The sequence below is a fragment of the Microbacterium sp. Ag1 genome (genome assembly GCF_001005635.1).
GTDB lineage: Bacteria > Actinomycetota > Actinomycetes > Actinomycetales > Microbacteriaceae > Microbacterium > Microbacterium oxydans.
The window spans coordinates 21,224-30,784 of sequence record NZ_LBCR01000014.1 but is presented as its reverse complement, the minus strand read 5'-3'; the positions used below and the strand labels follow the sequence as shown (position 1 = coordinate 30,784).

Below are 9,561 nucleotides of genomic sequence, written 5' to 3'. Positions count from 1 at the left end.
CAGCAGGAGTGGTGGGGCAGCCTGAACCCAACCAAGGCCGCCACGATGTTCTACACCAGGCTCGCGGCCGTCGACGGCTGGCAGAACATGCCGCCGAGCCACGCCGCACACCGTGTCCAGATCAACAGCAACCCCGATCACTACACGCGCTGGGTCGACGACGCTACGGCCGTCGTCGACGCGCTCAGCGGCGATTGCAGCGCACCTGGCAGCGGTGAGTGGATCGTGCCCGCACGTGGCACCGTCACGGGGACGTTTGGAGACTGCCGGGGGAGCGGTTGCGAGCGGCAGCACATGGGTACCGACCTCGCAGACGGCACCTGTCAGAGTCCTATCTGGGCCGCTAGCGCCGGCATCGCCACGAAGGGTTGGACAGACCTCGGCGGCGGCGTTACGACCATCGACCACGGCAACGGCATCAAGACGAAGTACTACCACCAGCGCCGCGAGGACATTCTCATTCAGGACGGGCAGCAAGTTGCCGCGGGGGAGCTGATCGGCGCCACCGGGAACGAGGGCACGTCGTCCGCGGGATGCCACCTGCACTTCGAGGTCTTCAAAGACGGCAAGGCGATCAATCCCGAAACGTTCATGGCATCCGTGGGCGCCCCGCTCCCGAAGTAGCCGGCCGTGCCCATCGACGTCGCCAGCTACCTACTCGGAGCGCTGAGCACGCTTCTCGTGCTCAGCGCCGTCGTGGCAGCTCGACGCACCCGCCGCCGGCTACACGCCCGCACGCGCGAACGTCAGCGCCGCCGTGCGGCCGCCGACCGGAAGGCCAGGCACGAGGCGCAGAAGGCCCGCGTGCGGTTCGTCCCGACAGAAAAACTCGAGGACGAACGCTGATGCTCGCCAGATACCCCATCACCGATTGAGAGGAACACACCATGCCGATGCTCACCCTTCGGGAACGCAACAGCGGCCGCCTGGCCGCGGTGAATCTGCACGCGATCCGCGCCGTCGAGGCAGAGGCCGCGAAGCCCAACGATCGTACGGAGAGCGACGCGGGCGATTCGCCCGTGTATCTGCTCATCTGGAACGATCAGAGCGGCCACGCTACCCGGTACGTCACGATCGACAATGACGGCGACGAGGATAAGTCGATCACTGACCCCGACGAGGCCGTGCGAGCATTCGCCTCAGCCGCGCTTTCCGCGGAGCGATGGGCTCGGAAGTGAGTGTGTCGGAACCCCACAATGCTCCGGCCGGCGCCGCGGTGAGCTCGCAGCTGCCGGCGTGTGGAATCCCGACAATGATTCTCTGAGTCTGACCTTCACAAGCTCTAAGTGCCCGTGGCGATCGCCACGGGCACTTGTGCGTCATCGACAAACGGCCGCGTGCGTTGACACTTACGTGTCAAGTCACCTGGCTCAGTTGTCGAACGTGAGCACCTGGAACAGCTCGTCGGCGTCCATCGCACCGGCGCAGCCGAACTCACCGCCCGGATACGTGCCTCGCCAGTCCAGGCTGCCCGCGGGGTTCTTGATCCGCTCAGTGACAACGACGTCGGACTCTGCGACACCGGCCTTTTCAGCCACTTGCTCGACGCAGTCTTGCTCAAGATCGGCCTGGGGATCGCTCCCGGCGCAGCTCGCCAGAAGCACGGCCGAGAGGACGAGAGCGAGGGCAAGCGCGGGACGACGAATCATGCCGGCACTCTATCGCTCGCTCAGTTACTGGTGACCCGGCGTAATCGTGACCGGCGTATCCGCTGTCGAGAACGCCCGTCCGACACTCCGCCGAATACGTACCACACGCGTTTCGGTGCGGTTAGGTTTCCGCGGAGGGTTTCGGCGGGTCACGCTTCGGCGTGTCGCGCGCTTGATGGTCCTCGTCGGCCTGGTCGCCAGAAACGATCGTTTGCGGCTGGCCGTATGTTGAGTGCTCGGTTTAGCCGCCGGTAACGCTCACCGAAAGATGGTTCTGGCGGGGTGTTTCGGTGGGTGGTGGATCGAATCGGGCGCGGAAGCTCGAGCATCGGTGAGTTCGTGTCTTGCGCATGTGAGGTTCTTGGAGTGTGCTTCTTCTACCCGGCTTTTCGATTCGTCATAGACGGAGTGGTTGCACCGTCCCCCCCTCCTTGGTGCCCACTCCGAGCGGGGTGCCTCGACCTGTATGGCGGGCACCCCGTGCTTCACGCGATACCCGGCACGGGTGGTCAGCGCTACCGGTAGATCTCGACGTGACGATCATGATCGTGCCGGCGAGGCTGGTGACTTCGCCGCAATGTTCGTCCGAGCTGGGCAGGGGACGAGGGCCGTGTGCGGGATACTGGTGATGCACACGGCAGGAAGGTCGATCATGGGTAAGTTCACGTACGAGGGCGGTCAGAAGGTCGAGATTGAGGACCGCGCTCTGACTCATGTGCAGCTCGTCATTACGGCGAAGCTGCGCCGCGGTGAGCCGTTCCCGTTCACCTGGCGGGAGGATGTCAGCGTCGGTGGGGGCCGGACGACGGTGTGGATCCATCCGGGTAGCAACCTCGTGTTCAAGTTCTACGGGAGCCGCACGCCCCCGGTCAATCGTGCGTGGGTGGATGCGTTGGCGTTCACGGCGAATTCGCCGGCCGGCCTTTACATGGTCCCGGAGCCGGCGGAGGGTACGAGGTTGGACCAGGAGTTGGCTCCTGCCTCAGCATGACACCATCGCGCAACCCTATTTGTCACGGTCCCTGGCGGTCGTACCGTGCTGGGTATGCGGGAACGGACGGTAGAGCAGACACACGTGAGCATCGATGGCTCTAATTTCGTACTCTCCCCGTCGCAGGATGTCGACGAGTTGTGTGAGCAGCTGGAAGCCGCGGTAGAAACGGCGGGACGGGTCGTGCGGTTCGCGACGATCGATGGCCGCCAGGTGAGAGCGTTGATCACGCAACGCAGCCGCGTCCTCATCACAGATGAGAGCGTCACGTACGATTCGGACGACGCGGTGCTGTCGCTGGGCGCGTCCGGGAACTGGGATCTGCTCTAAGCGTTGCTGGCCTCGAGCTCGGGCGTCTCCAAAACCTCGTCGACGAGCAAGATCCCGCCGCTGGAGTTCGCGGTGTGCATGAGCTGCTCTACCCACTTCACGTTGATCTGGGGTGCGTCGGGTTCGTCGAACACGAACCGCAGCGGGATCGAGGGGTGAACCCAGATTGTGGAGCGCCCGCCGGGCTCGCCTTCGGGATGCTTCCAGGACAGAGTGAACGACTCGTTGCGGCGGAGCTTGGTTGCGATGACGACCTTCAGGTGCGCGAGAGCGCGGTCATCGATGTGGATTGCATCATCGGATGCACCGTAGTGAAGAGTCGCCATACGCTCACCATAGCGGCAGCAGCTATCGGTGCCGCACGCAATCGCGCCGTCGAAAACCAGCGCGCGTCAGACGGCTCGTGAACAAGGGTGGCCGTGGTCAGTGCGCTGGGACGGGGGCGGGTGGTCGGGCGGTTGCTGAAGACTCTGGGAGGAGGGAGAGCAACCGCCCGACCGCGTCGAAGATACCGGTCCCCAGGAAGGTGCTCCCACCCATCGATGTCGCAGACGCGAAGCAACAATCCCACCTTTCCCCAGGCCGCACAAGACAAATCTGCACCAGCGGCTGCACGACGAGGGGGTGTGTTCAGGGGAGTTGGTCGAGGACGAGTTCACCTCGCGAGGCGACGTGCTCCATCATCCGTTCGATCCGTGCGGGGTCGCTGGGACGCAGTAGGGCATCGTCGAAGGCGAAGATGAGGGGGATGCTCGGATGCATCCAGATCGTCAGCCGACTGGCCGGAACCTCATCGCGGGGGAGCCACGTCATCATGAAGCTTTCCTGGCGGCGCAGCTTGGTCCCGATCACGATTTTCAGATGCGTCAGAGTCTCGTCATCGATCTCAATCGGCGGCCGGGAGCTGTTGTATTCGAGTGTGCCCATGACGTGAACCTACTCGGTTCCTGTGCACCTACGAACCCGACTCGGGATGTGGCACAGTGCTGGGATGGATCCCGATCGCTCCCGTGCCGTCGCCGTCAGGATCGGGGTGGTGGGGGTGGGCCGTATGGGGGAGCCGATCGCTCGGACGTTGACGGGCTCTCACTCCGTGAAGGTCTTCGATACGGATCCGGCCCGAAAGGTGGCGGCTCCGGACCTGGCCTGGGCGGACACTGTGCGGGAACTCGCCGCCGCATCGGACGTCTTCGTCACGGTCCTTCCCGGACCGGTCGAGTTACGCCAGGTCGTGGTCGAGGCGCTTCCGCTGCTGCCTGCCGGCGCGCTCTGGCTGGATCTCACCTCCGGTGACCCAGCCGTCACCCGGGATCTCGCATCCCACGCGGTACAGCATGACGTGGCGGTGGTGTCTGCGCCAATGGGCGGATCGGTCGACGAGGCCGCGCAGAATACGCTCGTGTTCTTCGTCAGCGGGCACGATCTCGCCGTCGCCCGAGTGTTGCCGATCCTGAAGAATCTCACCCAAGACGGCGGGATCCGGCGAGCCGGGACGCGCGCCGAGGACGGTCAGATCGTGAAATTGCTCGCCAACGGGCTCTGGTTCGCCCACGCCGTCGCGGCCGCAGAAGCACTCCTCATCGGCCAAGGCCTAGGTATCTCGCCCACCGAACTTCATTATCTTCTCCGGGATAGTGCGGGAGGGAGCCGGTTCCTCGACGAGCATGCCGGCCGGCTTCTCCAGGGCGACTACCTCACCACCTTCGGGGTCGACCGCGTCGTGGAAGAGCTCGACACCATCACCACCATGGCTCGCATCGCCCAGGTCCCTACGGCCCTGCTCGATGCTTCCTCAAGCCTGCATCACGCAGCCCTTGACCATTACGGCCCGGAGCTCGGCGAACTGTTGGCGGTGAAGTTGCTCGAGCATCGCACGGGGCGCCAATTGCGCCTCGACTGATGCGGAAGCGGTGTGTCGCCTGAGAATGCAATCTCGCGGCGCAATACCCGATGCCTCGCGCCCGATCAACCCCTCTTCCGGAGATCCGGGAGCGCACTATCTTCGGCGTACCGGAGGTGTTCCCCAGCATCCTCCGGGTACTACCGGTGGCCTTGCACGGACCCCAGCCCTCGTAAAGGTCGCCGGTCCCTTCTAGGGGTTTGCGGATAAAGGTCGATCCCCCTCATACGCGGGGGCGTATGAGGGGGATCCGACATCTCGCTCCGCACAAGCGGAGGGCACGCGCTGACTGCTCCCGGTCTCCCCAGATCCCGGTTCACCAACTCCCCAGAAGGTAGTGCGAGAAAGCGCAACCCACCGTCGGGAGACGTCATCATCCTGTCAGATCCGTGCCGCGGAGGCACGTCCTTGGGGTGCGATCACAACGGTGCGCCCAACACGCCGATGTGGACTTGTAGCTAACCCACTATAGACAAACGTCTAGGTCCAGGCGCGCCGCCGGTGCGACGCCGATGCAGCGAAGGAACGCCGCCTGGGGGTGTTGCTCGCTACCGAGCAGTGGGACGCTAAGTGTCTCCGCATCGCCGCCATTCTGGCTGCGATCACGGGCATTGTCGCCCGAGAGACAGAGCAAAGGCGCACCATGGGCACGTTCATCTACGAAGGGCATCAGAAAGCGGAGATCGAGGACCGCGCTCTGGTGCACCTGCAGGCCGTCATCACCGCGAAACTCCGCCGAGATGACGAGCTGGAGGTGATTGAGTGCCCGATCTTCGATGTCGACCTTCAGTCCGCCTTCGTAGATGAACGTTCCCATGACGTGCATTCCTCGGTCGTATCGCCACGGACACCTCTGCAAGCAGGCGAGACGAAGGGAATCGTCGTGCCGTGAATCTTCATTCTCTCACCGATCCTTGACGGCTAGTGTTCGCGTCCGACCAAGACGCTCACCGGCCGCGTTGGCGTGTTTTGACTCTCCGGCGCCCTGGCCCCCGTTGTCTCCGCGGTGCGGGAGACCCGCACGCGAAATAGTGAGACGCAAGCACCGAGTGCCGAGCAGAGATACGAGGGAGCGAGATTTGTTAGTTGTCGGACAGTGCGTCCTTGACGTTCTCGCCAGCCTTCTTCGCGCTGGCCTTGGCCTGGTCGGCGTGGCCGTCGGCTGTGGTCGACTTGTCGTTGGTTGCTTTGCCGACAGATTCCTTGGCTTTGCCTTTCAGATCTTCGGCAGTGTTCTTGATGTCATCTCCGATACCCATCGGATTCTCCTTTCAGTGGGGCTGACGACGGGGAGTTGTCAGCGGCCGGTGTGGGTGTCGCCCTCGAGCTCGATCTCTTCCTTGCGGACCTCTGCGCTGACCTGCTCAGTGTCGGTCTTGGTTTCTGTGCCGATGCGGACACGCTCGACCGGCACCGTCTCCTTCTCGACCACGGGGCGCTCCTCCGTGAGGACGACCTCGTGCTCTTCCTCGCTGATGTCCGGACCATCCAGGGCGTCTTCGACGTTCGCCTCCGTGATGGGTTCACGCTCGAGACGAACCTCTTCGTGGCTGACGGGGACCGTGACGGTCTCCTGCTCGGTGACGACGTACTTGCGGAGGCGGGCTCGGCCGGTCTCGACGCGCTCCGTGCCGACGTGCAGCTGCTCCTCGGACCGAGTCATCGCGTCGTCGGTCGTCGGTCCGGAGGTGTCGTAGCCGTCGGTCGATGCCACATCCCGGTCCGCGGGTGCGTTGGCGACGGGAGCGGCGCCGGTTCCGTAGTAGGTGTACAGCTCGTCCTGTTCGTTGTCGGTGAGGTCGGTGCCAGCATCGATGCGAGGTGCGTCCTTGACGAAGTCTTTCGCGTACGGGACTCGGAGATCTCCGTCGACGGCGTCGGCCTGGTCGAGCGGGACGAACGATTCCGAGGTTCCGAACAAGCCCGTCGCTACGGTTGCCCAGTTCGGCCGACCGCTGGTGGGGTCGACATAGATCTGGCCGACCTTTCCGATCTTGTTGCCGTCAGTGTCCGTGACGGTGGCCCCGATGAGGCTGGCGATGTTCTGTTCGCTGATCATTGGTGTTGCCTTTCGTTCGGTCGTGCGGGTGGTGGGTGGTTGAGGAAGTCGGTGTGTCAGGGGCGACGACGGCAGGGGTTACCGGCCAAGTCCCACGCGGTCGACCCTGCGGTGGTACCGCATCCCCGCAAGGCCGCCGAGGATCGCGCCGATGAGGGCGACCACAGCGGCACCGAGGGCGGTGAGGATGCCGGTGAGAGTGGCTGTCTCGGGGGTGACGGGGATGCGCGGGAAGCTCTGCAGGTTGGCGAGGATGTCCCACTGGGAACCGGCTATCGCGGTGACGATGGCGAGGATGATCGCGATCACGATCGCCCACAGCCACACCGCGACACCCTGCTTGACTCCACTGAAGCGGGCCATCCGTCCGGCGACGTAGCCCCCGGCGTAGTAGGCGATGAGCAGGACGAGTCCGATCGCGATGGCGCTAATGATGCCGGTCGCGCCGACGTTCTCTGTCGCGGCGTCGGCGGCCTCCTCTGGGGTGGTGCCGTTGCCGAGCCCGACAGCGGCCCCGATCGCGGCGACCAGGGCGGTCAAGAGCACGGTGGTGCCCGTGGCGGTCAGCCATCCGAAGAACGCGGATCCGAATTTGAACCCGCCGAATTCTGCTTTCTCACGCTCGTGGACATCGGTGCGGAGAGTGTGATTCGCATCGACGGGGACGGCTGCGTGAGAGGAGTCCTTGTCGTAGACGGGTGCGCCGGGTTCCCGGGGCTCGTGGGAATCGTTGCTGTTCATACGGCGAAAGTAGGCGCTTTCGGAACGAGCGCAGGAGGTGGTTGCCTCCGGGGTTCGAGGCGCGTACTGTATGCAGGCTTACTAACTAAGTCTCTCTGTGTGCTCGGCCTGAATACACTGTAAGTCTGTTCGGAGCAAGGGTCCTGACCGAGGCGGGGGAGACGGTTTAGAACGGGTTCCACCGACTGTTCGGTCGGTCCGCGAGAGGAGCACTAATGTCGGACAACTATGAGACGTCCAGCCCGAGCGGCTCGGGCGTGAACGCCCCCGGTTCTTCGGGCAAGGTGGATGCTGTCAAGCAGGAAGCCACCGACCTGAAGGACACGGCGGCAACTCAGGCGAAGGACGTTCTTGGCACCGCCAAGGATGAGGCTGCGACCGTCGTGGGGGAGGCGAAGACGCAGGCGAAGGATCTGTATGCGCAGACGCAGCGGGAGCTGTCGGAGCAGGCGAACACCCAGCAACAGCGTCTTGCCGGTGGTCTTCGCTCTGTCAGCGACGAGCTCGGCTCCATGGCCACTAACTCGGAAGGCAGTGGCGTCGCCAGCGATCTGGTCCAGCAGGTGTCGGGGCGTTTGTCTGCTGCCGCAACCTGGCTCGGCGACCGGGACCCTGGTTCTGTGCTCACGGAGGTCAAGCGCTACGCACGTCGCAAGCCCGGCACGTTCATCCTCGCCGCCGCGATCGGCGGCATCGTTGTGGGGCGCCTCACCCGCGCCCTCGCCGCGAATGCTTCCGACGATAAAGACGCCGCTCCCGTGCCGGCACCTCCGCAGGTGCACCCTGACCCGTCCGTGCCCGTCCCCGTGGTGAACGACACGGGCGCTGGCACGCCCGTGTACTCGCAGGCGGCCGCCAGCCGTCCGGACATTCTGAGGGAGGACGGCTATGACCGACCCGACACCGTCTGAAGCGAAAGCCGCATCGACCTCGATCGGAGATCTCCTCGGGGAAGTGTCCCGCGACATTTCGACGCTGATGCGCCAGGAGGTCGCCCTCGCCAAAGCAGAGTTGAAGGACTCGGCCACGAAGTCCGCCAAGGGTGCGGGCCTGATGGGTGCCGCCGGCTACGGCGCACTGATGGCGGTGTTCTTCCTGTCCGTCGCGCTGTGGTGGGCTCTGGGAACGCTGATGGGTGGCGGCTGGTCCGGCGTTGTCGTCGCGGTCCTGTGGGCAGTCATTGCCCTGATCCTGTTCCTGGTCGGGCGCAGCCAGATCAAGCAAGTGAAGGGCGTCCCGCAGACGGTGGACACCCTGAAAGAGATCCCCGAAACGCTGAAGAGAAATGAGGAGAACCGATGAGCGATTCACCCGACGAGATCCGCGCCGACATTGAGCGGACCCGCCAAGACCTCGGCATGGACGTGGACGCCCTGGCCGATAAGGTCTCCCCGTCGAAGATCGTGGACCGACAGGTCGACAAGGTCCGTGGCGCCTTCACGTCCGTCCGTGAGCGTGTGATGGGTGCAGCGGATGACGCCGGCTCGTCGCTGTCGGATGCGGGCTCTCACGCGGGAGATCTGAAGGACCGCGCGGTCGCCAAAGCAGAAGGGAACCCGCTGGCGGTCGGACTGATCGCGTTCGGTGCCGGCCTGCTCGCGGCGTCTCTGATCCCCGCGTCATCGAAGGAGAAAGACCTCGCTGCAACCGTCAAGGAGCAGGCGCAGCCGCTGGTTGACGAGGTCACCGATGCTGCGAAAGAAGTCGGCGAGCATCTGAAGGAGCCTCTGCAGGCGTCGGTCGAATCCGTGAAGTCGTCGGCACAGGACTCCGTCGCCACCGTTAAGGACGAAGTCCAGGGCGCGGCCAGCGACGTGAAAGACCAGGCTCAGCACGCTCGCGAGAACATCTCCGACAGCTGACCCCGCACGAATCGGGCGGGCCCGTCACA

General features: G+C 64.5%; 17 protein-coding genes. 10 read left to right on the top strand and 7 right to left on the bottom strand.

Annotated features, from left to right (window positions below; translation table 11 throughout):
• The 3 genes from AAY78_RS00665 to AAY78_RS00655 all read left to right on the top strand — a co-directional run.
• Window positions 1-624: M23 family metallopeptidase (locus AAY78_RS00665; protein ID WP_046746449.1), on the top strand; the 624-nt coding region annotated here is incomplete at its 5' end.
• A 6-nt stretch (window positions 625-630) separates the two neighbouring features.
• Window positions 631-846, top strand: coding sequence for a hypothetical protein (locus AAY78_RS00660; protein ID WP_046746448.1), 216 nt, complete (start codon window positions 631-633; stop codon window positions 844-846).
• Between the two features lie 41 nt (window positions 847-887).
• Window positions 888-1,178, top strand: a complete 291-nt coding sequence (locus AAY78_RS00655; protein WP_046746447.1) for a hypothetical protein — start codon at window positions 888-890, stop codon at window positions 1,176-1,178.
• A 192-nt stretch (window positions 1,179-1,370) separates the two neighbouring features.
• On the opposite strand, the gene AAY78_RS00650 is transcribed toward AAY78_RS00655, so the two are convergent.
• Window positions 1,371-1,649, bottom strand: a complete 279-nt coding sequence (locus tag AAY78_RS00650; protein ID WP_046746446.1) for a hypothetical protein — start codon at window positions 1,647-1,649, stop codon at window positions 1,371-1,373.
• 652 nt (window positions 1,650-2,301) lie between these two features.
• Between AAY78_RS00650 and AAY78_RS00645 the strand changes: the two genes are divergently transcribed.
• Window positions 2,302-2,640 carry a DUF7882 family protein gene (locus tag AAY78_RS00645; RefSeq protein ID WP_046746457.1) on the top strand — a complete coding sequence of 113 codons (339 nt, stop codon included), beginning with the start codon at window positions 2,302-2,304 and terminating at the stop codon, window positions 2,638-2,640.
• An 84-nt stretch (window positions 2,641-2,724) separates the two neighbouring features.
• The gene (locus tag AAY78_RS00640) at window positions 2,725-2,970 is read left to right on the top strand and encodes a hypothetical protein (protein WP_156172578.1); all 246 of its coding nucleotides are present in this window, start codon (window positions 2,725-2,727) and stop codon (window positions 2,968-2,970) included.
• Here the strand turns inward: AAY78_RS00640 and AAY78_RS00635 are convergent.
• Together AAY78_RS00635 and AAY78_RS00630 are read right to left on the bottom strand one after the other, a co-directional pair.
• On the bottom strand, window positions 2,967-3,296 hold the full coding sequence (locus tag AAY78_RS00635) for a DUF7882 family protein (protein ID WP_046746444.1): 330 nt from the start codon (window positions 3,294-3,296) through the stop codon (window positions 2,967-2,969). The two genes, AAY78_RS00640 and AAY78_RS00635, sit on opposite strands and share 4 nt — an antisense overlap.
• Before the next feature lie 304 nt (window positions 3,297-3,600).
• Complete coding sequence (locus AAY78_RS00630; protein ID WP_046746443.1) at window positions 3,601-3,897, bottom strand: DUF7882 family protein; 297 nt, start codon at window positions 3,895-3,897, stop codon at window positions 3,601-3,603.
• Window positions 3,898-3,943: 46 nt separating this feature from the next.
• On the opposite strand from AAY78_RS00630, the gene AAY78_RS00625 reads away from it, so the two are divergent.
• On the top strand, window positions 3,944-4,870 hold the full coding sequence (locus tag AAY78_RS00625) for an NAD(P)-dependent oxidoreductase (protein ID WP_046746442.1): 927 nt from the start codon (window positions 3,944-3,946) through the stop codon (window positions 4,868-4,870).
• A gap of 466 nt (window positions 4,871-5,336) precedes the next feature.
• On the opposite strand, the gene AAY78_RS20255 is transcribed toward AAY78_RS00625, so the two are convergent.
• Window positions 5,337-5,648 (bottom strand): hypothetical protein, encoded by a 312-nt coding sequence (locus AAY78_RS20255; RefSeq protein WP_442922327.1) that lies wholly within the window; start codon window positions 5,646-5,648, stop codon window positions 5,337-5,339.
• Here AAY78_RS20255 and AAY78_RS19990 point away from each other — a divergent pair.
• Complete coding sequence (locus tag AAY78_RS19990) at window positions 5,553-5,762, top strand: hypothetical protein (protein WP_442922326.1); 210 nt, start codon at window positions 5,553-5,555, stop codon at window positions 5,760-5,762. The two genes, AAY78_RS20255 and AAY78_RS19990, sit on opposite strands and share 96 nt — an antisense overlap.
• Window positions 5,763-5,952: 190 nt before the next feature.
• Here AAY78_RS19990 and AAY78_RS19385 read toward each other — a convergent pair whose 3' ends face one another.
• From AAY78_RS19385 to AAY78_RS00610, 3 genes are all read right to left on the bottom strand, one after another.
• Window positions 5,953-6,129, bottom strand: a complete 177-nt coding sequence (locus AAY78_RS19385; protein WP_082066565.1) for a CsbD family protein — start codon at window positions 6,127-6,129, stop codon at window positions 5,953-5,955.
• Window positions 6,130-6,167: 38 nt separating this feature from the next.
• Window positions 6,168-6,929 carry a DUF2382 domain-containing protein gene (locus AAY78_RS00615; protein ID WP_046746440.1) on the bottom strand — a complete coding sequence of 254 codons (762 nt, stop codon included), beginning with the start codon at window positions 6,927-6,929 and terminating at the stop codon, window positions 6,168-6,170.
• A gap of 78 nt (window positions 6,930-7,007) precedes the next feature.
• Window positions 7,008-7,670 carry a hypothetical protein gene (locus AAY78_RS00610; RefSeq protein ID WP_046746439.1) on the bottom strand — a complete coding sequence of 221 codons (663 nt, stop codon included), beginning with the start codon at window positions 7,668-7,670 and terminating at the stop codon, window positions 7,008-7,010.
• A gap of 215 nt (window positions 7,671-7,885) precedes the next feature.
• Between AAY78_RS00610 and AAY78_RS00605 the strand changes: the two genes are divergently transcribed.
• The 3 genes from AAY78_RS00605 to AAY78_RS00595 are packed head-to-tail and all read left to right on the top strand — an operon-like array spanning window position 7,886 to window position 9,532.
• Complete coding sequence (locus AAY78_RS00605) at window positions 7,886-8,581, top strand: hypothetical protein (RefSeq protein WP_052748583.1); 696 nt, start codon at window positions 7,886-7,888, stop codon at window positions 8,579-8,581.
• Window positions 8,559-8,972, top strand: a complete 414-nt coding sequence (locus AAY78_RS00600; protein WP_046746438.1) for a phage holin family protein — start codon at window positions 8,559-8,561, stop codon at window positions 8,970-8,972. Before AAY78_RS00605 ends, AAY78_RS00600 begins: the two co-directional genes overlap by 23 nt.
• Entirely contained in the window at window positions 8,969-9,532 is a 564-nt protein-coding gene (locus tag AAY78_RS00595) for a DUF3618 domain-containing protein (protein WP_046746437.1), read from the top strand. Before AAY78_RS00600 ends, AAY78_RS00595 begins: the two co-directional genes overlap by 4 nt.
• Window positions 9,533-9,561: the final 29 nt, after the last annotated feature.

Bases quoted from the DNA above. Each gene is read 5' to 3' on its own strand.
- AAY78_RS00600 (WP_046746438.1), top strand. From the start codon at position 8,559: ATGACCGACCCGACACCGTCTGAAGCGAAAGCCGCATCGACCTCGATC.
- AAY78_RS00630 (WP_046746443.1), bottom strand. From the start codon at position 3,897: ATGGGCACACTCGAATACAACAGCTCCCGGCCGCCGATTGAGATCGAT.
- AAY78_RS00635 (WP_046746444.1), bottom strand. From the start codon at position 3,296: ATGGCGACTCTTCACTACGGTGCATCCGATGATGCAATCCACATCGAT.
- AAY78_RS00655 (WP_046746447.1), top strand. From the start codon at position 888: ATGCCGATGCTCACCCTTCGGGAACGCAACAGCGGCCGCCTGGCCGCG.
- AAY78_RS00610 (WP_046746439.1), bottom strand. From the start codon at position 7,670: ATGAACAGCAACGATTCCCACGAGCCCCGGGAACCCGGCGCACCCGTC.
- AAY78_RS00595 (WP_046746437.1), top strand. From the start codon at position 8,969: ATGAGCGATTCACCCGACGAGATCCGCGCCGACATTGAGCGGACCCGC.
- AAY78_RS19385 (WP_082066565.1), bottom strand. From the start codon at position 6,129: ATGGGTATCGGAGATGACATCAAGAACACTGCCGAAGATCTGAAAGGC.
- AAY78_RS00650 (WP_046746446.1), bottom strand. From the start codon at position 1,649: ATGATTCGTCGTCCCGCGCTTGCCCTCGCTCTCGTCCTCTCGGCCGTG.
- AAY78_RS00625 (WP_046746442.1), top strand. From the start codon at position 3,944: ATGTGGCACAGTGCTGGGATGGATCCCGATCGCTCCCGTGCCGTCGCC.
- AAY78_RS00615 (WP_046746440.1), bottom strand. From the start codon at position 6,929: ATGATCAGCGAACAGAACATCGCCAGCCTCATCGGGGCCACCGTCACG.
- AAY78_RS00605 (WP_052748583.1), top strand. From the start codon at position 7,886: ATGTCGGACAACTATGAGACGTCCAGCCCGAGCGGCTCGGGCGTGAAC.
- AAY78_RS00645 (WP_046746457.1), top strand. From the start codon at position 2,302: ATGGGTAAGTTCACGTACGAGGGCGGTCAGAAGGTCGAGATTGAGGAC.